This is a genomic window from Enterococcus sp. S53 (assembly GCF_016516865.1).
In the GTDB taxonomy this organism is placed as follows: Bacteria; Bacillota; Bacilli; order Lactobacillales; family Enterococcaceae; genus Enterococcus_D; species Enterococcus_D innesii.
In genome coordinates this window covers 548948-571993 of record NZ_JACVUH010000001.1, presented here as the reverse complement: position 1 = coordinate 571993, position 23046 = coordinate 548948, and the positions used below count along the sequence as shown (strand labels likewise).

General features: G+C 42.7%; 19 protein-coding genes. 14 read left to right on the top strand and 5 right to left on the bottom strand.

The genetic code is table 11. The features are described from left to right. Positions 1–126: 126 nt before the first annotated feature. The 7 genes from IAE45_RS02795 to IAE45_RS02765 all read left to right on the top strand — a co-directional run bounded on the left by IAE45_RS02795 (position 127) and on the right by IAE45_RS02765 (position 9776). Complete coding sequence (locus IAE45_RS02795; RefSeq protein WP_200124840.1) at positions 127–2328, top strand: glycoside hydrolase family 3 N-terminal domain-containing protein; 2202 nt, start codon at positions 127–129, stop codon at positions 2326–2328. 19 nt (positions 2329–2347) lie between these two features. Next, a complete protein-coding gene (locus IAE45_RS02790) occupies positions 2348–3700 on the top strand; it encodes a PTS sugar transporter subunit IIC (protein ID WP_200124839.1) in 1353 nt (450 codons plus the stop codon). Between the two features lie 9 nt (positions 3701–3709). After that, a complete protein-coding gene (locus tag IAE45_RS02785; protein WP_200124838.1) occupies positions 3710–4615 on the top strand; it encodes an ROK family protein in 906 nt (301 codons plus the stop codon). Further along, entirely contained in the window at positions 4608–5972 is a 1365-nt protein-coding gene (locus IAE45_RS02780; RefSeq protein WP_200124837.1) for a glycoside hydrolase family 1 protein, read from the top strand. The genes IAE45_RS02785 and IAE45_RS02780 overlap by 8 nt, the downstream gene beginning before the upstream one ends. Before the next feature lie 3 nt (positions 5973–5975). Continuing rightward, positions 5976–6953 carry an alpha/beta hydrolase gene (locus IAE45_RS02775; protein WP_200124835.1) on the top strand — a complete coding sequence of 326 codons (978 nt, stop codon included), beginning with the start codon at positions 5976–5978 and terminating at the stop codon, positions 6951–6953. Next, positions 6950–8650 carry a DUF4091 domain-containing protein gene (locus tag IAE45_RS02770; protein WP_200124833.1) on the top strand — a complete coding sequence of 567 codons (1701 nt, stop codon included), beginning with the start codon at positions 6950–6952 and terminating at the stop codon, positions 8648–8650. The genes IAE45_RS02775 and IAE45_RS02770 overlap by 4 nt, the downstream gene beginning before the upstream one ends. Positions 8651–8888: 238 nt before the next feature. Then, complete coding sequence (locus IAE45_RS02765; RefSeq protein WP_005225682.1) at positions 8889–9776, top strand: SDR family oxidoreductase; 888 nt, start codon at positions 8889–8891, stop codon at positions 9774–9776. An 85-nt stretch (positions 9777–9861) separates the two neighbouring features. Here IAE45_RS02765 and IAE45_RS02760 read toward each other — a convergent pair whose 3' ends face one another. Beyond that, positions 9862–11370: a helix-turn-helix domain-containing protein gene (locus IAE45_RS02760; protein WP_200124831.1), complete on the bottom strand. Its 1509-nt coding sequence runs from the start codon at positions 11368–11370 to the stop codon at positions 9862–9864. A 180-nt stretch (positions 11371–11550) separates the two neighbouring features. Here IAE45_RS02760 and IAE45_RS02755 point away from each other — a divergent pair, with 180 nt between their 5' ends. The 5 genes from IAE45_RS02755 (at position 11551) to IAE45_RS02735 (ending at position 17078) form a co-directional block, all read left to right on the top strand. Beyond that, entirely contained in the window at positions 11551–12126 is a 576-nt protein-coding gene (locus IAE45_RS02755; protein WP_200124829.1) for a WxL domain-containing protein, read from the top strand. Between the two features lie 16 nt (positions 12127–12142). Further along, entirely contained in the window at positions 12143–13186 is a 1044-nt protein-coding gene (locus tag IAE45_RS02750) for a DUF916 and DUF3324 domain-containing protein (protein WP_200124827.1), read from the top strand. A 33-nt stretch (positions 13187–13219) separates the two neighbouring features. Next, positions 13220–15388, top strand: a complete 2169-nt coding sequence (locus IAE45_RS02745; protein WP_200124825.1) for an L-type lectin-domain containing protein — start codon at positions 13220–13222, stop codon at positions 15386–15388. A gap of 682 nt (positions 15389–16070) precedes the next feature. After that, complete coding sequence (locus tag IAE45_RS02740) at positions 16071–16439, top strand: DUF7006 family protein (protein ID WP_077454484.1); 369 nt, start codon at positions 16071–16073, stop codon at positions 16437–16439. Positions 16440–16715: 276 nt separating this feature from the next. Then, positions 16716–17078 carry a hypothetical protein gene (locus IAE45_RS02735; RefSeq protein ID WP_077454481.1) on the top strand — a complete coding sequence of 121 codons (363 nt, stop codon included), beginning with the start codon at positions 16716–16718 and terminating at the stop codon, positions 17076–17078. A gap of 50 nt (positions 17079–17128) precedes the next feature. Here IAE45_RS02735 and IAE45_RS02730 read toward each other — a convergent pair whose 3' ends face one another. Both IAE45_RS02730 and IAE45_RS02725 read right to left on the bottom strand, forming a co-directional pair. After that, positions 17129–17563, bottom strand: coding sequence for a MarR family winged helix-turn-helix transcriptional regulator (locus IAE45_RS02730; RefSeq protein WP_081118006.1), 435 nt, complete (start codon positions 17561–17563; stop codon positions 17129–17131). A gap of 58 nt (positions 17564–17621) precedes the next feature. Continuing rightward, positions 17622–18032 carry an organic hydroperoxide resistance protein gene (locus tag IAE45_RS02725; protein WP_081118133.1) on the bottom strand — a complete coding sequence of 137 codons (411 nt, stop codon included), beginning with the start codon at positions 18030–18032 and terminating at the stop codon, positions 17622–17624. A 249-nt stretch (positions 18033–18281) separates the two neighbouring features. Here IAE45_RS02725 and IAE45_RS02720 point away from each other — a divergent pair, with 249 nt between their 5' ends. Both IAE45_RS02720 and IAE45_RS02715 read left to right on the top strand, forming a co-directional pair. Continuing rightward, entirely contained in the window at positions 18282–18494 is a 213-nt protein-coding gene (locus IAE45_RS02720) for a hypothetical protein (protein ID WP_005225691.1), read from the top strand. Then, the gene (locus tag IAE45_RS02715) at positions 18491–19450 is read left to right on the top strand and encodes an SPFH domain-containing protein (RefSeq protein ID WP_200124823.1); all 960 of its coding nucleotides are present in this window, start codon (positions 18491–18493) and stop codon (positions 19448–19450) included. The genes IAE45_RS02720 and IAE45_RS02715 overlap by 4 nt, the downstream gene beginning before the upstream one ends. A gap of 66 nt (positions 19451–19516) precedes the next feature. On the opposite strand, the gene mprF is transcribed toward IAE45_RS02715, so the two are convergent. Together mprF and IAE45_RS02705 are read right to left on the bottom strand one after the other, a co-directional pair. Further along, positions 19517–22063, bottom strand: a complete 2547-nt coding sequence (gene mprF / locus IAE45_RS02710) for a bifunctional lysylphosphatidylglycerol flippase/synthetase MprF (RefSeq protein ID WP_200124821.1) — start codon at positions 22061–22063, stop codon at positions 19517–19519. A gap of 2 nt (positions 22064–22065) precedes the next feature. Next, complete coding sequence (locus IAE45_RS02705) at positions 22066–22791, bottom strand: alpha/beta fold hydrolase (protein ID WP_005225694.1); 726 nt, start codon at positions 22789–22791, stop codon at positions 22066–22068. Between the last annotated feature and the right edge of the window lie 255 nt (positions 22792–23046).

Below are 23046 nucleotides of genomic sequence, written 5' to 3'. Positions count from 1 at the left end.
TTAGTATAACGTAATTTTTTTCGTATTCAATAAATATATTGCTATAAGTACTAGTTTTTTAGTATATATAAGATTTCTTTCCTTCTATAATTCAGTTAAATAAAACGGTTACAGAAAGGATCAAACATGGATAGTGAAAAATTGAAAGAGTTGTTTCAGCAACTAACTCCTGAAGAAAAAATCGCCCAGACGATTCAACTAAATGGGAGTCTGGTCATCGAAAATGAGGTGATGACTACCGGCCCGATGCACGATTTAGGGCTTCCACCAAATTTGAAGATTCACGAGATTGGTTCGATTTATAATGTGAACGATTACCAAAAATTGATTCAGTTACAGAGGGAAACGTTAGAACACAGTCGACTTAAGATTCCTATGTTGTTTATGTCCGACGTCATTTATGGGTTTCGGACAATCTTTCCAATTCCGCTTGCCCAAGCAGGTTCCTACGATTTTGATTTGATCGAGCAAGCCGCTGAGATGACCGCCAAAGAATGTTACCAAAATGGTCTTCATGTTATTTTTTCACCCATGCTGGATCTTGTTCGGGATCCTCGTTGGGGCAGAGTAATGGAGTCGCCAGGAGAGGATGTGTATACGGCAAAGCGTTTTGCCCAAAGTGTCGTGACGGGCTATCAAGGCGATCTCACCCATGGACTGGCAGAAAATCACGTAGCTGCCTGCATCAAACATTTTGCTGGCTATGGTGCACCAGAAGCGGGTAGAGAATACAATACAGTCGATATGTCCAATCAGCGCTTATTCAATGAATACTTGCAACCGTATCAGGCGGCAATCGAAGCTCAAGCATTGCTGGTGATGACGGCCTTCAATGTACTGAATGGTGAGCCCGCAACTGGCAGTCGCTGGCTGAACCGAGAGATTTTACGCGAACGTTTCGGTTTTGATGGGGTACTGGTCTCCGATCATGCAGCCATCAAGGAATTGGTCCCTCATGGGTTTGCCAAAGATGAACGAGAAGCCGCCCAAAAAGGTTTGGAAGCAGGCGTCGATTTTGATATGATGACTTCGGTCTATGCAACTCACTTACCAGAACTGATCAAGCAACCTGAACTTGCGGCTTTATTAGATGAAGCAGTTTGGCGTATTCTGGTATTAAAAAATCAACTAGGACTGTTTGAAAATCCTTATCGAGGGTTGAGAACGCAACACACTGGAGAGGTTTTATCGGATGAAGCCAAAGAGCTAGCCGTTAAGCTAGTAGAAAAAAGCTGTGTGTTGTTAAAAAATGATGGCAGCTTACCTTTGAAAAAAGACCAGACCGTCGCTGTGATCGGTCCTTATGGAGAAAGCCGGTTGACCTTAGGATTTTGGGCATCCGTCAGTGGCAAGCCACAAGACACGATTCCTTTAAAAACCGGGTTGTTGCAACATTTCGCAGCTGAGAACCTGATCTTTGCCCGCGGATACAATTTGTTTGATTCTTATGAGCAATTCGGTCCTTTAAAAGCCGGCATCGAGCAGCTGAATGGACCAATCGAACCAGAAGATCAGCTGCTTGTGGAAGCCGTCAAAGCGGCTGAGGCAGCAGAGGTCATCGTCTTGACCTTTGGAGAACAATTTATGGAGAGCGGCGAAGGTGCATCAAAAGCTCATTTGCAGCTGCCGCTGAAACAAATTCGCTTGATCCAAGCGTTGAAGAAGACTGGTAAGCCATTGATCGGCGTGCTTTACACTGGCAGGCCTCTCGTCTTGACCCAAGTGGAGCCGCTGTTTGACAGCCTACTGCTAGTTTGGTATCCGGGAACGATGGGTGGGATCGGAATTGCCAATCTGCTGAGTGGTCAGGCTTCTCCGACGGCAAAACTGTCCATGAGCTTTCCTCGCAGTGAAGGGCAGATTCCAATATACAGTGCCCAGCTGCCAACGGGGAGACCTTTGACAGCTAGTGAGCATTCTGATCGCTTTTTGTCAAAATACCGCGATGAATCAAATGAACCCTTATTCGCATTCGGGACAGGTCTCAGTTATGGTACGTTTACTGGTGAATGGCTAGGGAGTGCGGTCCTTAGTGAAACGATCCAACTGGACTATCGCATCAAAAATCAAGCGGATGTAGCTGGAGAAACCGTCGTTCAGATTTATCTATTGCAGCGTCCTGCATCGATGGTTCGTCCAAGTCGACAATTGATTGCGAGTGACCTCGTCTTATTGGCACCCCAAGAAGACAAAGAGAAAAGATTGTCGTTGCCGATATCAGTACTCGGATTTTATGACAATCAAGGGACAAAACACTTATCTAATGGTACCTATCGATTCCTGATGCGGATCGATCAAAAAGAAACGTTGCTTACCGTAACCATATAAATTAAAGGAGTGAGAGAAAATGGAAAAATTAGAAGCATTTTTAAGTAGCAAACTATTACCAATGTCACAAAAATTGCAGCAAAACAAAGTCTTGGCGGCTTTGATGGAAGGGTTTATTCGAACAAGTCCCATCACTTTAGGGATCGCCTTTATCACAATCGTGGGTAACTTTCCGATTCCCGGTTGGACAGACTATTTGACGAAAATTTGCATCTTTCAACATGTTGAAGCGATCACCAACGGAGCAACTGGCGTCTTTGCATTGTATGTCGTATACAGTTTGGCGTATTCTTACGCAAAACAGTTGGGAAGCAACGAACGCAACTCGGCGATTATTTCATTAGCTAGTTTCATCATGTTGATGCCACAAACGGTGGCAACGACTGTCATGCAAGATGGCCAAGCAGTGGAACAAACGATCGGAGCTTTGAAGCTTGATTTTCTAGGCGGACAAGGATTGTTTATCGGCATGCTGACGGCTTTATTGGTGACACGTTTCTATGCTTTCTTATCAAGAAAAAATATCATGATCAAGCTACCGGATAGTGTTCCCCCAATGGTAACCCAATCCTTAGCACCAGTGTTTGTGGTCACGATTATTTTTGTCGTCGTTTTTGTCATACGCGTCTTGTTTGGGTTTACTTCATCAGGCTCGATTTTCCAATTCTTTATTGATGTAATTAATGCACCGTTAAATTCATTGGTTGCTAGCCCATTATCCATCATCATCATTATGGAATTATTAGCCGTCTTATGGTTCTTTGGGATCCATAACGCAGTCTTACAAGGGCCGCTTGGGGCGATTAGCATGACCATGGTCGTTTCAAATATTGCCGCCTACCAACAAGGCCAAGCGTTGCCTTATCTGATTCCTTCTGTGATTTATATGGGCATGTATGCTGCTGGCTTCATGGGCTTTGTCACCTTCTTTATGATCCGCAGCAAATCGGCAAAAATGAAACAACTAGGAAAGTTGTCATTTATCCCATCGATCTTTAACATCACGGAACCGATCATGTTTGGGATGCCGATTATTTTGAATCCATTGTTCTTTATCCCACAGGTATTCACACAACTGATTGCTGGGTTCGTGACCTGGGGATTGGCGACAACGATTTTACCTATTAGCTTGAATCCTACTATGAGCTTGTTGCCGTGGACGACACCGACCTTCATCAAAATGCCGTTTTCAGGAGGGCTCAATTACACGATCTTGATGGTCATCTGTATGCTGATTGGGATTGTTATGTGGTATCCATTCTTAAAAATTGCCGACAAGAAAGAGTATGAATTAGAACTGGCTGCTGAAAAAAAGCAAGCAAGTGAAGCAACAGGAATGACAGAAAAAATCACCGAAGAAGTACAAGCGTAAACAAAGGAAGTGGCACAATTGGTTTATTTAGGAATTGATATCGGCGGGACGCACATCAAAACGGGATGGGTCAAAAACAACGAGGTCAATGAAAGACAGTGTTTTCCCACCCCGACAACACTGAAGGCATTTAATGAAACCATCAAAATGATCCTCCAGACCTATGCTCGTCAAGATTCTTTTACCAAAGTAGCTATCGCAGTTCCTGGTTCCGTCGATGAAACAGGAACGGTCTTCTTTGGCGGCGCCCTGCCGTACCTCGATGGGGTGAACTTACCCGATTTGCTCTGCCAGTTAAGTGAAGAAAAGGTGACAACCATTACGGTCGAAAATGACGCAAAGGCCGCAGTGTTAGGAGAAATGAAAGCTGGAAATCTGCAAGGCATTCAAAATGGGGCGGCGATTATTTTAGGAACGGGTGTTGGTGTCGGAATTTGCCTTGATGGAAAGCTCTATCGTGGAAATCGCGGTCAAGCAGGGGAGGTCAGTTTCATGATCCGTGATCGGCGAATCATGGACAGAAATTCCTTCGTTGGGGTCGGTCTTTCCGCCGTCGGCTTGATTGAGCGTTTGGCTGCTTGTTTGAAGGTAACAGCTGATGGCCCGCTGGTTTTCGAAACGCTTGAAAAAACCAGTGACCCTGAAGCAGAGGCATTGCTTTCGACCTATACCCAAGAAGTCGCCGTCTTATGTTTTGATCTTCAGTGTCTAATGGGACTGGAGAAAATCGTTATCGGTGGCGGTATCAGTCGTCAGCCGCGTGTGATCGATGACATAACCACCAGCTATCAAGGAATTTTTAAAACGGCACCAATCATTGAAAAAACATTACAACCAGCTGCGATCCAAGCCGCTTATTTTCAAGCGGATGCCAATTTGATCGGTGCAGTTAAGGAGGAACCTTGGAATGAGTAATTTTCCAGAAGCATTTTTGTGGGGAGCATCCACTAGTGCTTATCAAGTAGAGGGCGCATGGGCAGAAGACGGCAAGGGTCCCTCAGTGCAAGACATCAAAGAGATTCCGCAAGGGACCACTGATTTTAAAGTAGCATCAGATCACTATCACCGTTATGAAGAAGATGTGAAATTGTTTAAAGAATTAGGGTTAAAAGCCTATCGTTTTTCCATCTCATGGAGCCGAGTCATGCCCGATGGTATAGTCAACCCAGCAGGATTGGCGTTTTATCAGAAGTTGATCGACCTTTTACTTGAAAATGAGATCCAACCAATCGTAACAGTCTTTCATTTTGATCTGCCCGTTGCCATTGCCGAAGAAGGTGGTTGGGAAAACCGAGCAACGATCCAAGCATTTGCTGATTATTGCCAAGTGCTGTTCGAGAACTTTGGTCAACAAGTCCCACTATGGCAAACCATCAATGAACAAAATGTGATGGCGCTTGCTGGTTCGGTCATTGGTACGAGTCAAAAATCCATGAAAGAAAAATTTCAAGAAAATCATCATATGCTGGTGGCACAAGCATTGGTTACTCAGCAATTTCATGCAGGCAATTTTAGCGGCAGGATTGGCCCGGCACCGAATATCGCCAGTGTCTATCCTGCATCTGAAAAACCAGCCGATCAGCTGGCAGCTCTTTATATGAGTGCCCTGAGAAATTGGTTGTTCCTAGATGTCGCTGTTTTCGGTACGTACAATCATAACGCATGGCATTTATTAGAGACGATTGGCGCAGCACCCACAGTGACCGAAGCAGATCGAAAGATTTTGGCAGCGGGTACCTGTGACTATATTGCATTGAATTACTACAGCACGATGACCGTCAGCAGTTATTTTCAAAAAGAGACAAAACTCGATCAACAGTCTGGTTTTGGAATTCCCGGGTTTTTTCAAGCAGTAGAAAACACTCATTTGCCCATGACTGAATTTGGCTGGCCCATTGATCCTGAAGGCTTTCGCTTTACGTTGAATGAAATTTATTCCCGCTATCGTCTGCCTCTCTTGATCACGGAAAACGGCATCGGTGCCAAAGATGTTTTGACAACCGATGGTAAAATCCACGATGATTATCGCATCGACTACTTGCAACAGCACATTGAACAAATGGCACTCGCGATCGATGATGGTGTCGATGTGATCGGCTATTGTCCGTGGAGTGCCATCGATCTAGTCAGTACTCATGAAGGCATCGCTAAACGTTACGGGTTTATCTATGTCAATCGCACGGATGAGCAGCTGCTGGACTTGGCGCGATACAAGAAAGACAGTTTTTATTGGTATCAAAACGTCATCGATAAAAACGGGTTAGGAGAGTAAGCGGTGTTTATTCAGGAATATCTATTTGATCAAGAAGCACAAGCCGGGTTGACGGTTTATCTGCACGAGGAAAAAGCGGAGTATGATCGGGTGGGGGATCGACCGTTTGTCTTGGTGATCCCTGGCGGCGGCTACTCCTTTTGCAGTGAGCGAGAAGCCGAGCCGATCGCTTTAAATTTTGCTGCCCAAGGCTTTCACGCCGGGGTCTTACGCTATCATGTGGGGGTCCATCGCAGTTTCAGCCATTCCTTAGTGGATGCCGAAAAAGCGATTGCTAAAATCCAAGAACTAACTAGTGAATGGCGAATCGACGCCGAAAAAATCGCTGTGATCGGTTTTTCGGCCGGCGGTCATCTAGCGGCGGCGCTATCGACGATCTCCCCTATGAAACCAAGTTTATGTCTGTTAGGCTATCCAGCGATTTTGTCCTCATTTGCCACAGTCATGCAGATCGACGCGCCTTCATTAAATGAATGTGTCACGAAAGATACGCCGCCCACCTTTTTGTTTTCAACCTATGAAGACAATGTTGTTCCTATCGAAAACTCGCTGGCCTACTTACAAGCCCTAGAAGAGCATGAGGTCCCTTTTGAAAGTCATATTTTCCAAAAAGGACGTCACGGTCTTTCTTTGGCGACCGAACGCTTTGGCAATCGTAAAGAAATGGTCGATCCGCGCTTTGCTCGCTGGTTTGATGAATGCGTCGAATGGCTAGAGTTGAATTGGGCAGAAAAGGTTACTAAACCAGCTTTGCTGCCTGATCTTGGCCAGTGGCCGATTCGGGTATTGTTCGACTCAGATGAAAACAAACGCTTGCTGTTGCAGGCTTTTCCATCATGGGCAGACAAAAGTCGTTTAAAAATCGTAAAGAATATCAGCCTGCAGCAGTTATTAGCGATCATGCCGGAAGCATTTGAGCAAGTTTCCTATCAAGCCCTTGTTGCACGGCTGACTGATCCTAGAAAGGAAGAAGAAGCATGAAGGCAATCCTTGTACATGAAAGTTATAAGGCATCAACGGCGTTGCTAACCCGGGAGCCGCAACCCATTACCACGCTATCAGCTGTTCGCAACAGCCACGCTGCTTGTCAGCTGTTGCTACACGATGGCAAACGGAATCATTACATCATCGGGGAAGAATTTTCGATTCCCGATGAAATTGAGATTCCAATGATCCGCATTGAAATCATCAGCGATTTGCCGGTCAAAGCGCAATTCATCGATTATTATGTCGGACAGCATGAATTGGCGTACGCCGATAAATTGCTTGAGCAAACAGCCAAAACCTATCCTGGTGATCGCTATGCACCGCTTTATTTGGAGTGGCAGATCGATGAAACGATCAAACCGCAAGCTTATCCCGTGAAAATCAAGGTCTATCGGACACACTTGACTAGCCAAGAGGAGTGCTTGTTAGAAAAGAGCCTAACGATCGAAGTGGACGCTTTTACTTTTCCAAAAGAATATTTAGAGACGTTCCACTTGAATATGTGGCAGCAGCCCAGCAATTTGGCTCGCACCTTTGACGTTCCTTTATGGAGTGATGCCCATTTCGACTTGATCAAAGAAATGGCGCAAAGCTTAGCGGCGATCGGACAAAAAGCAATCACGGTGATTGCTGGAGAAATTCCTTGGAAGGGGTGGTTCAACTATATCGTCAAAGACTATCCGGCCAATTTATATGGATACTCGATGGTCAAAGTTAAAAAAACTCAAGGCGGACAGCTGCATTGTGATTTTTCTGTCCTTACTCGTTACCTCGAATGTTTTTTTGAAGCGGGTATCTCCGAAGAAATCGATGTATTTGGCTTACTCGGTGTCTGGGAACCGCCGTTTTTCCCACTGGTCGACTTGGACCATCCAGAAAAATTGGTGATTCGCTTTTACGATGAGGGAAAAGGCACCTTCGGCTTTATTCATCAAAAGGCCGAATTGCAGGAATATCTACGTCAAGTATTTGTTTATTTTAAAGAAAAGAATCTGTGGGAGAAGGTTCGGATCGTTTCTGACGAACCGAAGAAACATCAAATCGACAGTTTCCGAGCTTCTTTGGCTGTCCTAAAAGACATTGATGAGACGATCCAGATCAAAGCAGCGTTTGATAAAGAAGACGTTTTGTTTGAGTTGCTGCCAGTGATCGATCATCCCGTGACTTCCTATTACTGTACCTGCAACCATTACGAAACACTGACGCAAAGTCATCCGGGTCGGACTCAGTACTATGTTTGCAATTATCCAGACAAACCCAACACTTTTTTGCACAGTCCTTTATTAGAGACGCGACTGCAAGGAATCTTGGCCTATCAGTTTAAAACAGACGGCTTCTTGCGGTGGGCTTACAATTGCTGGCCGCAAAATGCCCGAACCGATATCCGCTACAATACGAGCTCACTACCCATCGGCGATCTATGTTTCATTTATCCCGGCAATCATGGACATTTGTTGTTGTCCTTACGGTATAAACAACTACAGCGGGGAATTGAAGATTTCTATCTCTTGAAGACCGCCCAAGCTACTCAACCGCAGCAAACGGATGCCTTAGTAGTAGATTTTCTTAACGTTACAGATACTAAAAATTGGATGATCGACAGCCACCACAGTCATCCCGATGTTTTTCTACAGACCGCCGAGGAGATGGAGGCGTTTCGTCAGGCACTTCGCGCACTTTTGGTAAAATAGACATTTTTAAATGTCACCATTGATGAGTCATTTCCTCAAAGAATGGATCATCGATGGTGACGTTTTCGATTGTGATCTAGGGCGATTTCCAGCATGGACAAAGCTCCTTTTCCTCTGGGCTTCATTTGTTCAACTGAGCGTTTCGTTTCTCATTCCCTCCATCTTCCTTTACACTTTTAAGTAAGGTCATAAGAAAATATGGCAAATTGAAGTAGAAATAATCAAGGAGGAAACGAGCATGTCAGAAAAAATCAACAATCCGTTAACGAAGTATTATGATGGCAAATTTGAAAAACAGGTGCAAGAAGCACCGGCGATTCAAGGAAAGATGCAGCCAGTACCTGATTGCGGGGAAGAAAGCTACTCAGGTTCAGACAAATTAGCTGGACGCAAAGCATTAGTGACCGGTGGTGATTCTGGTATTGGTCGAGCTGCAGCCATCGCTTTTGCCAAAGAAGGCGCCGATGTGGCAATCAACTATCTTCCTTTTGAAGAAGAAGACGCGCAAGAAGTTAAAGCAGTCATCGAGAAAGCTGGACGCAAAGCAGTCTTGATCCCAGGAGACTTAAAAGATGAGACTTTCGCTCGTCAATTGGTTCATGAAGCAGCCAAAGAATTAGGCGGTTTAGACACGTTAGTTCTAAATGCTGGGATGCAACAAGCGGTGAAGGACATCAAAGAGTTGACTACGCAACAAATTCAAGACACCTTTACAACGAATATCATCTCCATGTATTGGACTGTTCAAGAAGCATTGGATTATTTGCCAGCCGGTGGAAGCATTATCACCACCACTTCGATCCAAAGTGCGGAACCAAGTGCCCATCTGTTAGACTATGCAGCCACGAAAGGTGCCATTACTTCTTTTAGTAAGGGGTTAGCTGCGCAATTAAGTGAAAAAGGCATTCGAGTCAATACTGTTGCGCCTGGTCCAATCTGGACGCCACTTCAAATTTCTGGTGGTCAACCACAATCTGCGATCCCAGAATTTGGTCAAAAAGAATTGATGAAACGTGCCGGTCAACCGGTGGAATTAGCACCCGTTTACGTTTTCTTAGCTTCTGATGAAGCAAGTTATGTAACTGGTCAAGTGTACAGTGTAACTGGTGGTAGCTTCTTCGCTTAATATTGTCAGGACTAAAAATAGTAGTAAAAAAGCTCGAGCAAAGGTGCTCGGGCTTTTTTTTGCGGATGTAAATGGAATCGGCAGCTTACTTCTCTTGTTTCGCAAACATCTTTGTCATCATTTGTTGATTGATTTTTGCAAAAATCGCTGCCCACTCTTGTTCATCTTGCAGGTTTGACAGCAAGACTAATTTTTCGGAGAACATCACTTCTTCATAATTATCCGTGATCAATAAATCAGCGGTTTCCATTTGTTTGACGAAAGTCACAGAAGCTTTAGCATAAATCGAACGAATCCTCGTCTCAATCATTTGCTTTGTGCGGTATTGGATCGTCGTTTGAATATAGATCGATACGGTAGGGGGCGTGTTCATCAGTGTTTCCAAATATAAGAGATGAGCCAGATAAGGCAATTGTGTCTTTTTAAAATAGTCTTTATCCAGGTCGGCAAATGGGTAGTTTTCAACGTGGGTCAGTAAAAGTTGGCTGATGGCCTCATAGGTCTCGTCATTTGTTGGAGCGTTTTCCGTCAGCATTTCGTGTTCTAGCTGCCAAACCTCCAAGAGATCGATCCCAATAATGATCGATAGGTTGAAGACTAGCAGGCAACTGCTCAAAAGCTTTTCGAATTCGGCTTTTCCCTGATTAGGAGCAAAGGTAGTATCCCAATCTTCGATCATAGTAGTGAAAAAACAGACAAGATCCGTTTTAGAGTACTTAATTGCTTGAATAATGGCTTGTGTTTTCTCTTGGGGAACAACCCCCGGTAAAAAGACATGGAGGAAGAAATTCAAGTACAGATACTCTGATCGACGCGTTTTGTCTGAAACATACTCAGCACTTAAGAAGAGTGAGTCAAGAATATCTGCTGGTAAAAAGCAGTAGAATTCCATCATCTCCAAAAACTTATCAGGGATTATTGGCAGATATTTTCTTTTGATACTGCGGCCAACAACGGTTTGCCAAAATGCAGCTAATTTGTTTTTTGTTAGTTGATCAAAAGCCGAAGTTTCAAAATAGGCGGTAAACTTGTCAGTCTCTTTTGGAGAGATACTTGACAAAAGCCACAATTCAGCAGGCGCACTTTGAGTTAAAAAGCTATAAATAAAAATACGGATATCAAGTTCCTTGCCCGCTAATTCAATCCGGTTTTGGTGATCTGTTCGGATAACAATCTGAAACTTTTCTAGTAATTGATTGACTTTCTTGATCAAGCGGTACACATGAGACTGACTAATGTGTAAATCAAGGCATAGCTGTGTGAGGGTTGTTTGATTACGGCCAATCAACGAATGGATAAAGTGATATTGTGTGGAGTTGAGCAAATAATGATACATCAGCTTGGAATAAAAAGGTTGCTCTTCTTCTTCACCACAATCCACAAAATATTGATTGTAATTGTTTTTATTCAAAAGTAACGTTGGTGAAAGTTGCTGCAAATCTTCGTTTAAAAAATAGATGTACTTTTGTAAGCTTTTTAATGGGATCTTTAGGGCTTCTGAGAGTTTAACGAGTGTTACTCCATTCGAATTACACACATACTTGAAAATAGCTAATTTCTTTTCTTCTGCGGGAGAAATAAATTCTCGATACATAAGGCATTCTCCTTTTTGGCGTTTTTTTTACGCTAAATCTGTGAACCGTATGATAACCATGATGGATTATACTTATAATAGATGAGAATAAGATGAAAAAATACAAACTAAATTATTATTTTTTATCGGTGCTTTTTTCATCCATCAACTACTCATCAAAAAAGGAAGGAAGAGATAAAAATGAAGAAAAAGGCGGGAGTATTAGGTTTAATCGGTATCAGTATGGCACTATCACCTGTATTGGCTTTTGCGGCGGAAGCGAATCCGACTGCTTCAATGACCAGTCAGGCGACAATAACCATCGAACAAGGAATCTTATCATTAGATCAAGTGACGAATTTTGATTTTGGTACTACGAGCATCAAAGATATTGCGACAGGCGATCAAGTGCTTACCACTGCAACAAATGAGGCAACGTCAATTACCGATTATCGTGGACCCAATGAAGCTGGCTGGCAGTTGACTGCTCAATTATCAAAAATGACAAATGCTGCAAACAATGAACTTGTAAATGCAAAAGTCACCCTCAATGGGTCAATTGATTCCGGCGATGCCTCCCTCGTCTCAGGAACAGAATTGATGGTAGGGGCAACGGATCCTACGCTGATTGCTAGTGCTAATGGAACGACGGGTCTGGCAACAAATGATTTTGATTTTACAAGTGCAACCTTGACGATTCCAAAACAAAACATCAACAGTGGTGCTTATATTGGCACGATTACTTGGACATTATCAAATACTTATCAAGCAGAATAACAAAGGAAGGGCGACAATGAAAAAACAAATCAAGTGGTTGGTACTCATCAGCTTTTTTATTAGTCTGTTTTGCTTTATAAAAGTTACCGGTTATGCACAAACGACGCGGTTCACAGTAACCCCAGAACTTCCCCAAAATCAACTTAGCGATGTCAGTTACTTTGACTTACTGGTAACGGATGAGACCAAACAGGATTTGACTGTTGCCCTTCATAATACAAGCTCAGAGACACTAACGATACGGGCAGCGGCTCTGAATAGCTACACTGCTTCCAGCGGCATCATTGCTTATCAAGAAGAGGAAACCGCCGAAGAGAATGAAGGAATCTCGTTTACGACATTGATCAGCAATCCTTCTCAGACGGTAGAGCTGAAGCCTGGTGAAACGAGACAGATCACTTTTTTACTATCAATGGATAAAAGAAAATTCAATGGTGAGATATTAGGGGTCTTTTCCTTCGAAGAAGAACTGCCAGAAACAGTCGATCGGCAAGAAACGAATCTCCAAGCAAATTATAAAATTCAACAAGGCGTACGCTTGCGTCAACGTATCGATTCATTGCCTCTACCTGAATTGGACTTGATTGAGACGAAAGCAAAAGAGCGAAATGGTATAGCTACACTTATGAGTCGTATCCGCAATAACCAACCGACGGCTTTTGGTAAGATTGCTGTAACAACGACGATCCGTGAAAAAGAAAGCAATACTCGAGTTGGCGGTTTTTCTGCCGAAAATTTTCAGATGGCACCGAATTCCATTCTCTCTCTTTTCAGTGAATTTGATCAAGAGATTCTTGAACCAGGTACTTATACTTTGCGGATCGAACTTACTGCCCCAAAAGGAAGTTGGGTCTTTGATGACACGATCGTGATTGATCGCGCAGTGGCAAACCAAGTCAATCAAAAAAACATGCTAGGTGCAGCGTCCCTGAAAAACAACGTTTGGCTTTGGATCGTCGGACTGCTTTTGTTCCTAGTTATTCTGCTACTTGTTCTGTTGTTCCTGTGGTACATACGACAAAAAAAGGACAAAGGCTCAAGCGATGACCCGATAGAGTGAGGTTTGTAAAGGGAGAGAAAGTGGAGGATAGCTATGAAAAAGTTCGGCATTAAGGGATGGTTATGTGTATTCTTATTTAGTGTATTCTTGTTTAGCTTTGGACCAGTAAAAATCTATGCTTCAATCGTGGCACCCGATTTTCCAACTTTGCCAATTGATGATTCGCTGATTACCCACGTTGGACAAGCGGGGGCGCCTCAAGGGGAGCCGGGATTCAATTACGTTCAAATTAATGATGGCACAACCACAAACTCAAGTGGCGGTGTCTGGTTCAATAAACCCGTTTCCTTTACAAGATCCTTTCGCTTGGAGATGGCTTTTTTTATCGACAATACGGATACAGACAGTGATGGATTGACATTTGTTATGCAAAGTAGTGGGTTAAACGCATTGGCTAATCAAGCCGGTCCCACCATTGGCGTTTGGGCGGATATCGGAGGAACAGATCCACTAAGTTCTGGGGCGATCCCGCAAAGTTTTGCGATTGAATTTGACACGTATTATAACAATACTACCACTGTCTTAGGCGGGAGCATGCTGGACCGAGATGTGCCCAACAGCCATCATATTGCCTGGAATTTTCCTGGTTCAAATGATGCCTATACGACTGATGGGTGGTTGATTATTGACAAAGTTTTAAATCATCGTGATACGGTATCCGTCTCAGATATTTCAGATGGTCAATGGCATCTCTTTACAGTCGTGTTTGATCAGCCTGATCAAACACTACAATACACAGTCCCAGATTTTGGGGTCGATGTCATAGTACCTGTGGATGATACTTTTAAAGCAAATCTAAATTTAACTAATAACGCACCGGTTTACTTCGGTTTTACTGGTGCGAATGGTGGTTATGTTCAAGAGAAGGCGGTGGCATTCGTCGACGTCGAAGGATTGGTCGATATGACGGTACGAACGGGTGTGTTTGAAAAGGAGCCAGTGAAATTGTTACTGGATACTGAGACGAACCTGACCCAGCCAGCCACTGTCGATAACAGCAAGACGATCACTTATGCGACCTATCTTTCCTACAAGGACACCAGCGATTTAGCTGATTTAGAATCAGGCATCACGCTTTCCAGCCTTTTTCCGGAGGGCTTGTCTCTCGTACCGGAAGCTGTTTATTTCGGTAAGGCCAGCGAAATTATGGTCAATGGTCTGCCGGAAGGCGGAACCGCCTTACCCTTTGTCATTGAAAATGGGCAGTTAATTACGACACTGCCTGACATGGTCAAAGGAAACGACTACATGGTTCATTTTTCCGTCAATTACACAGAAGCTCCGATCGATGAGAATCTGGATGCCATCATTCCTGTCCAAACGATTTTTAACGGGAATGCCTTTGTCTCTAGTTTGACCTCGGTGGATCCAGAAACCCACTATTATCAAATGACCGGAAACTTTCCGCCGAGCTTGACCACAGGTTTGGTGTCGTTAACAGAAGCAAAAGCAAACCGACAGATCGTGCGACAAAAGCGTAATTGTTATCTACCAATTACGATCGAGGACCAAAACTCGACTCAAGCCAAAGTGTACGCTACGGATTTTTTTACCGAAGAAACGGCTATCACTGAAGATGATTTTTCAGAGGTGGCACTCATTGAACGAAGTGCAATAACCGAGCCTTTGACGGATACATTGATGTTGGATACCAATGCGTTGGCACCGGGTACGACGTATTATCTGGCGGTTTATGTGATCGACACAGAAGGGAATCGATCGGAGACCCGTTTTTATGGCATCGACTTTCGTGGGATCGTGGAATTTCACCAGGCGCCTACCTCAATCAATGCAACTGTAGTTACGGTAAATGAGCTGGCGCGTTCCATCAGAGACGATGGCTATGCTTATCTAGCACTTTCTTATGACGAAGAACCACCTCTTTTATCAATCACGAATACTAGTGAGGGAACTTGGCAATTAAATGGTCAGATGACGGATTTTTTGCAAGAGCAACAACTGCTGGCGGATGAAATCCAATTGGTTCTCTATGATCCGGAGACCAATCAGCTGATGGCTTCCATAACCTCTGAGGAACAAGTGATTTTTCAACAGCAACCAACAGGCGAAGCAAATTTAACGGTTGATCTTAAAGAATACGATTGTTACTTTCGCTTTGTTCCCAAAATGGAGCTAATTTCACCCGGAACTTATACAGGCGCTATCAATTGGCGGTTGGAAAGTACGATCATCGATGAATAGCAACAAAAAAAAAACGCCATCTGGGCGTTTTTTTTGTTGACTGAAGCGATAAAGTTAGCTTTGGCGGCTTTTCGCAATTTTCAAAACTAATGACAGACCGGCTAATGCGAAGCTGCCGTATTTAACGAATTTTTCCAAGGATTCTAAAGTTTGCTGTTTTTTGTGTTTGCAGTCTGGACAGCTTTTTTCATGGGTACTCAATTTTTTTCCGCATTTACAATGACTCTTCATCTGTGATCCACTCCTCGTTTCGTTTTATTTTGATGTCTTTCTATAGTTTAATTATACATGTTGTATAAGGTTCTGTCTGAAATTATGCTGTGTCAGTCGTTTGTGAAAATGAGACAAAACCTATATTTATTAGGGAAGCGTAGAAGTGTATAATTACTGAGGGAATGCAGTTGCAGTTCCTGTTGGAAAGTGATCGCTTTAGTAAAAAAAGGAAGGGAATCTGACAATTTTCTCATTTTCGACAACGGCTGATTCGCTTTGCTTATCAGTTTGGCAAAATTTTGCTATTGTTGAGTAAGATTAGGGGTTAGAATAGTAGCTTCTCTTTTTTTTCTAAATTCTGTCCTTAATTTGAGAACGAAAATCACCGATAGTATGCTATATATAGGAACAAGGAGCCATCCTTGACGATGTCGAATATGGCATTTGAATGAAAGGATTGATGAAACAAGTGATTTCTTCAATAATTTATACTGACACAAAGGCTTATTTTGATAAAGTGCTGGACCAAGCGCTGTTGGATCTATTAAAAACTGATTATCCCAAAGTCTATGATCATGTCCAAAAACTGATCGCTTCTATGGAGGAAACGATCCAACGAATTGACAGCACGAACTTTTGGCAGTTGATGCCGGAAATTTTAGGCTATGATTCTCGTTTTGTTTTGTTGAACTCTCTGCAATTGTCAGAAGACAAATTGTTGACGGAGCTAGAAATCCTTCAAATGATCGAACGGGATTATCCGAATTTGAATAAAGAATTTTGTGGCTATTCCTTGAAAGAACAAGAGCATGAGAGTTTGATCTTTAGTGTTCAATAACTATTTTTCGTAGGAGTATCAAGTAGAGTAAGAAAACGACTAGGTAAGCTAGTCGTTTTTTTTATCAAGAAAAAGAATAATTAAACACGTTATTTATCATTAAAATAAAAAATATTTTGAAATTATGAATAAAATAGATTATTATTGATATATAATCCTTTTAGTGAAAGAAAAAACAATCGATAAGAGGAAGAGGATAGCCAGCTGATTGAAAAAGCTGCGATTGTTTTAATTAGAAAATAGAAACTAGCCTAATCGGCGTGGAAAGGAGCAATTATGGATTACTTAAGTTTCTCAAAAAAAGAGTGGGAAGTCTTAGTTTGTTTTTGGGCTGTAGATGAACCATTATGCTGTACAGAATTTAGTGAACGTTTCAACTTGAATCGTAACACATCATTGTCCGTGATTCGCAAATTAGTTAACCAAGGAGTTCTAGAAATTGCGAGCATTAAAATGAGTGGATCAGTTTTGGCTCGTCGTTTTCAACCAGCTGTAAGTGAATTAGAGATATTGCAGACCGGTCTAACCGATGATCAAATTTTTGAATTAGTGAAAATCGCCATCAAAAAAATTGAGGACCCAGAACAATTAACTCAGTTACTAAATGTGATCGGTGAATTGAAAACCAAAGCTTCTTAAATAAAACTCGTTTGGATGATAAAAAAACGATCCGCTGTGAAAACAGCGGATCATTTTTCTTGTTCTTGAAATTTTTGTACCATCTTTGTCGTCAATTCATGGAGGACTGACAGTTCTTCCGGTTCAAGGGGCAAGAATTCAGTCACTTTGTAGGGAATCTCTAGCGCTTGCTTATGAAGTGCTTTGCCGGATTCCGTCAGTGTAACCCGCAAGGAACGTTCATCGTCTTGATTTCGATTTCTTGCGAGGTAGCCTTTTGCCTCAAGCTTTTTTAAAACCGGTGTCAGTGTGCCAGAATCGAGACATAATTGCTTCCCCAATGCTTTGACACTGATCGCTTCTTCTTCCCATAACACCAACATCACTAAATATTGGGTATAGGTCAAATTCAACGGATCTAGTAAGTCTTTGTACTGTTTGATAATTTCTTTTGAAGCGGCGTATAGAGGAAAACACAATTGGTTTTCTAACGCTAAGACATTCATGTTTTCACCCCTTTTTCTAACATCCGCCTCTTATCATAGCTGTTTTTTCAACGAAAGTCTACTCGCTAACGGCTTTGACCGTCACTTCAATGTTGCCAGCTGTAGCTTTTGAGTAAGGACATACGGTATGAGCGATCTCAAGCAATTCTTGTGTTTCTTCTGTTGACAAACCTTCGATTTGGCCTTCGATCTCCACACCCAAGACAAAACTTGATTCACTTTCTGCGTATAAGGTCACTTGTGCGCTCACGGTAGAAGCACCTTCGATCCCTTTGCTGCTTTTCACCAATTCAAGGGCACTATTGAAACAAGCGCTAAAGCCAGCTGCAAAAAGTTGTTCCGGATTCGTTGCATTTTCTACTCGTTTGCCAGGTGCAGTGATATTTAGTTCAAATGAATGATCAGGGCTGTGTACTTCTCCTGAACGGCCACCAGTGTTGATCATCTTTGTTGAATACATTTTTTTCATCATTTCTTCACTCCTGCGTTTTTGTATTTTGTACAATTTAATTGTATGCAATTAAATTGAAAAATGCAAGGAATTGGTTTTCAGTTTGCCTTTTTTTTCTAAAAAGGAGGGAATTATAAAAAGTTTACTGTTCTCTTGGGTGAAACGTGCTATTATAGTTAGTAACACTTGTAACAGAATGAACAATTAGTTTGAAACGAAGAATTTACTGCATGCAGGCAAAGAGGGTGGAAAATCATCGTAGACTACATGGAACAACGAGCGGTTGGACGCTATTTTCGATCGCTGACGGATCATTATTCAGGTTATATCCGTCTTTATGGCACCTACACAGAATATCGGGTGATTGCAGGGATTCCTGCTGAAAATGTGATGTTAGAGATTATCGGGGTTGAAAACGGTGTCTTATTGACCCGTGTAAACAATACATTATTTGAAAATGGAAGAGGGTTTTTACAATGATCATTATCCAAATTATTTTAGTTATCTTAGTATTAGTGATTCTGATTTGGCTGATCGCAAGCACTGCTGTGATCGTTCGTCAAGGGGAAGTCAAAGTCGTGGAAAGTTTTGGGAAATATGTTCGAACGTTGGAACCAGGTCTTCATTTTCTTGTTCCGATTTTATATACAGTAAGAGAAAGAGTGTCCTTGAAACAGATTCCTTTGGAGATCGAACCGCAAAGTGCAATTACGAAAGACAACGTGATCGTGCAGATCGATGAAGCAATCAAATACCACGTCACAGATGTTCGTGCTTTTGTTTACGAAAATGAAAACTCCGTTATCTCAATGATTCAAGATGCCCAATCAAACTTACGGGGGATCATTGGGAAAATGGATTTGAATGAGGTTTTAAATGGGACAGAAGAAATCAACGTAGCACTGTTTACTTCAATCAAAGACATCACGGCCGGCTATGGGCTAGCGATCGACCGAATCAACATTGGGGAAATCAAAGTTTCTCAAGAAATCATTGAATCAATGAATAAATTGATCACAGCTTCCAGAGACAAAGAGTCGATGATCACAAGAGCCCAAGGGGAGAAATCTTCCTCTGTCTTAAGTGCCGAAGCCAAAGCTTCTCAAATGACGATCGATGCGCAAGCTCGGGCGGAACAAACCCAAATCGATGCGGAGGCACGGGCAAAACGTGTCCGGATCGATGCCGAGGCAGAAGCGGAACGAATCGCCAAAATCACAGAAGCCGAACGCAAGCGGATTTTAGCCATCAATGAAGCTATCAAAGAAAGTCAACTAGACGAGCGCTCACTATCATATCTAGGAATCGAAGCTTTTAAAGATGTGGTCAATAGCAATACCAATACGGTCATTCTGCCATCAAACATGACGGAACTGGGAAATATTCCAGTCGTCAAACAACTTTGGGAAAATGCACCATCTAAATCAGCAGAATAACTTCTAAGCACAACAATTAAAAAAGCTCAAATGCTCCGAGTACAAATCGGCGCATTTGAGCTTTTTTTATTTCGTTTTGTCTGCTGATTGATTATCGACAATCAACAGGGCAATCATGACATAACCGATCCAACTGTCCCGAGAATATAAGATGTAGCGAGGGGACCAAGAAGCGGCATATTTCTGTTTGTATTCTCGTAGCCCTTCAAAAGAATAGAAGCGAGAACCAAAGGTGTAAACGAGATAGGCGATCCGCTCTTGCAAGAAACTACTGCGGAAAGTACCAACATTGGCTAACGGTGCCATGCCTAAATCGAATTGTTGATACCCATGTTCTTTAAAATAGTCGAATAGCTGAATAAACAAGAAATCCATCGTTCCATTTGGCGCTTTTTCAGGATCGTGGCGCATCAAATCGATGGAGGCCAGACCTGTTTGATACGTGGGCATAAAGGAGGCAAACGCGACGATCTCTTGCTGCTGATTGCGGACGACTGCAATTGGTGCGGTACTTAGATAAGATTCTGAAAAAAATCCAAGGGAGAACCCTTTTTCTTTCCGTCCATCTAGCCAGTTGTCAGAAATTTCTTTAAGGGTTGCAAAGGTTTCGGCTGAAAAGGGTGGAGTGAGCACATCAAAAGTAAAGCCTTCTTTGGTGATCTTGTTGTTCAATGCCCGCTGTCCCTTCATTTTTTTTCCTGAAAGGGTGAAGCTAGGTAGATCCACATAAGCTTTCTCACCGAATTTGATAAAGTCATACCCGAATTCATGCAGCAGCATCACCATTTCTTCACTACTTTCATAAAAGACCGGCAAGTAATTCCACTGATCCATCTCTGTTAAGAAGGTTTCCAGTGCCTGCGGAAAGTCTGCTTGCTTCCCAGAAGGATCCCCCATGACCAAGCATTTATTATTAAAGGTCGTAAACTGAAAAAAGACCGTCGGCTCGCCGATTTCTGGATAAACGTACACTTGCTTGTCTTTTAAATAAACAAGATGGCTGTCGCTATTGCCGCCATAGGTGTTCAAAACATGTTTCACTTTATCAGTAGCAGCACTGACGCCTAGTTGGTGCTTTGGTCCCATCAAGTAGCGGGCAAACAGCAGCATCGCAACGGCGACAAATAAAATCGCAACGAAGCCTTGGAGCCACAATTTTTCAGAGGGGAAAAGCAAAAAGTCCATCGAATGGTGGTGCGTCGGATGTCGATTGAGATGAGGCATATTGTAGACCCCAATAATGACATAGAGGATCGTCAGCGAACCAATCAACAAACCATCGACCGTCAACCATTCCCACGAGAAGACTAGCTGTTTACGGAATAACTCGCTTTTTGAAAAAATCATGATCGCTAATAATAATAGAAGAAACAGCATGGTCGAAAAGCGGAAACCCGCAAAAATAGCATAACCGATCGTTGCTGCAATCAACAAAAGTGTCGGCACATACGCACGACTGACACGGGCAGAGATGCCGCGACCAGCAATCAAAAAGAGATAGCCGAGAAAGATACTCGGGTACTGCATCACGAAATTCAAGCGAATCGGATTTAGATGGGCTAACCATTTGATTTGGTCAAAGGCTTCTGGGATCGTGGCGGAGAGTACCAACATCGTTCCCGTCAGATAAAGCAGCAATACTTCGATCTTATGGAATACTTCCAACAACAAGCTTTTGGGAATCCCAGAAAAGCGCTGGTTGAGGGAGACGCCAACATTTTTTGAGAAAAAGATCAAACCGATCAAAAAGGGAATAATGTAATAAAACAGGCGGAACAGCAAGAGCCAAGCAATAACACTTTCACGGGGAATTTGCAGTGAACCCATTCCCATGATCATCATGACATCAAACGTTCCAAGTTCCCCAGGAATCATCGATACGATTCCAATCACGGAAGCAGCAATGAAAAGCGGCAACAGTTGAAACACATCGACCGAGATACCCATCAAGAGACCCGTCGTGAAGAAGGCGGCAAAAACACCCAGCCATTCCAATAAGGAAGCGGCGATCAGCTGCAGACGATCACGTCGTTGTAGCCCACCCAAGTAGGCATTTTTTTTGGAAAAACTAAGAGCATAGACGATTGGAAAATAAAGACTGCCGCCTAAAAGCCAGATCCAATACTGTTGGAGATAATCGGTCGTGGGACCGAAGAGGACGAATGCCAGCGCAGCAAGCGACAAAATCGAAAGACCAGACATTAAGTAGATAAAAATCTTCGAAATTGCTTGGGCAACGTCTTTGCCTTTTTTTCCTTTGCCATAAAATTCCGACCGTAACCCGATACTGATGAAACCGCCAAAGCCGATCAAATTGTTCATGGTATTGATGATCCAGCTGGTTTCTAGTAAATAACGGCGATCAGGTTTGTCCCCTAGCAAGCGATTCAAGACGATATCATATAAGACCATGGGAAAGACACACAGTAAGCCAATGACAGCCATTAAAGCCACTCGCCAAAGGGATAGTTGCGCAAACAATTGTTTTAGTTGATCAATCGAGATCGTCTTGCTTAAGGAAAGCAGCTCGCCGAACACGATCACGGCGACTGCAATTAAGAAGAGTGTTTTAAACAGTGAGCGGTGGTCGCGGAGCCAAGTAAAGATTCTCATAGTTATTCACCGACCTTTTCTAAAAAAGATAATACTTTCGTATTAAATACTTCTGGATTCTTTCGTGCAAAACTATGTCCTTGTCCTTTGACGACGATAAAATTGGACTGAGGAATACTGTTTGCAATATAAAAAGAATGGGAGAGCTTGATCGAATCACGTTTGCCAACCAAGATCAATGTCGGCACACTGAGGTGATTCAAATCGGCGGTGGAGAGACCGATTGGACGAAACAACAATCCCAAAATAGGCAGAAAGCCCCGCATGCCTTTGGAGAATGGAGAACAAAGCCAAACGATCAGATATTGCAAAACACTGCCGATTCGAGAAAAGAGCCGTACACCTCGCGGTTCCGTGTTGCCAGAGTTTAAAATCATGCAGCTGACATGCTCTGGGTAGAGATGGCAAAAGACCATCGCCAGATTGGCACCATCGCTAAATCCTAGTAAGGCGATTTTCGTTAGCTTTTCTTGCTGAATAATTGCTAAGAGATCTGTTGCCATTTTAAAAAAATCGATTTTCTTCTGCGTATTGGTGGATTTGCCATGTCCTCGACTATCGATTAAATACAGTTGATGTTTTTGACGCAAAGCGTCGACCTGCTTTGAGAAATAGGCACTGCTGCCGCCATTTCCGTGCAGTAAAAAAAGTGGTCGTCCTGAACCGGTTTTCTCGTAATAGAGGACAGACCCGTCCGGTAAGGGCGCGTAACATTTTTCAACTTCCATTTTTTCACCTACTTTCTAAGAGTATACCTTGAAGTCAGGGGCTATCACAAACATATCACTAGATAAAATGAGAAAAAATAACAATCTGCTCATCTTTTTTTTACCATAAGTTCAGGAAAAGGCTTTTTTCTTTACAATGTAAAGAAAAATAATCGGCTAAGTTAATTAATTTGTTTTCAGAAAATTCTTTACAAACCCGGATACGTTGTCTATAATCGAACTAACTAATTGAGAATGATTTTCATTTACGAAAGA

Excerpts from the sequence above, each read along its gene's own strand:
- IAE45_RS02795 (WP_200124840.1), top strand. The coding sequence starts at position 127 with ATGGATAGTGAAAAATTGAAAGAGTTGTTTCAGCAACTAACTCCTGAA.
- IAE45_RS02790 (WP_200124839.1), top strand. The coding sequence starts at position 2,348 with ATGGAAAAATTAGAAGCATTTTTAAGTAGCAAACTATTACCAATGTCA.
- IAE45_RS02780 (WP_200124837.1), top strand. The coding sequence starts at position 4,608 with ATGAGTAATTTTCCAGAAGCATTTTTGTGGGGAGCATCCACTAGTGCT.
- IAE45_RS02770 (WP_200124833.1), top strand. The coding sequence starts at position 6,950 with ATGAAGGCAATCCTTGTACATGAAAGTTATAAGGCATCAACGGCGTTG.
- IAE45_RS02765 (WP_005225682.1), top strand. The coding sequence starts at position 8,889 with ATGTCAGAAAAAATCAACAATCCGTTAACGAAGTATTATGATGGCAAA.
- IAE45_RS02760 (WP_200124831.1), bottom strand. The coding sequence starts at position 11,370 with ATGTATCGAGAATTTATTTCTCCCGCAGAAGAAAAGAAATTAGCTATT.
- IAE45_RS02755 (WP_200124829.1), top strand. The coding sequence starts at position 11,551 with ATGAAGAAAAAGGCGGGAGTATTAGGTTTAATCGGTATCAGTATGGCA.
- IAE45_RS02750 (WP_200124827.1), top strand. The coding sequence starts at position 12,143 with ATGAAAAAACAAATCAAGTGGTTGGTACTCATCAGCTTTTTTATTAGT.
- IAE45_RS02745 (WP_200124825.1), top strand. The coding sequence starts at position 13,220 with ATGAAAAAGTTCGGCATTAAGGGATGGTTATGTGTATTCTTATTTAGT.
- IAE45_RS02735 (WP_077454481.1), top strand. The coding sequence starts at position 16,716 with ATGGATTACTTAAGTTTCTCAAAAAAAGAGTGGGAAGTCTTAGTTTGT.
- IAE45_RS02730 (WP_081118006.1), bottom strand. The coding sequence starts at position 17,563 with ATGAATGTCTTAGCGTTAGAAAACCAATTGTGTTTTCCTCTATACGCC.
- IAE45_RS02725 (WP_081118133.1), bottom strand. The coding sequence starts at position 18,032 with ATGAAAAAAATGTATTCAACAAAGATGATCAACACTGGTGGCCGTTCA.
- IAE45_RS02720 (WP_005225691.1), top strand. The coding sequence starts at position 18,282 with ATGGAACAACGAGCGGTTGGACGCTATTTTCGATCGCTGACGGATCAT.
- IAE45_RS02715 (WP_200124823.1), top strand. The coding sequence starts at position 18,491 with ATGATCATTATCCAAATTATTTTAGTTATCTTAGTATTAGTGATTCTG.
- mprF (WP_200124821.1), bottom strand. The coding sequence starts at position 22,063 with ATGAGAATCTTTACTTGGCTCCGCGACCACCGCTCACTGTTTAAAACA.
- IAE45_RS02705 (WP_005225694.1), bottom strand. The coding sequence starts at position 22,791 with ATGGAAGTTGAAAAATGTTACGCGCCCTTACCGGACGGGTCTGTCCTC.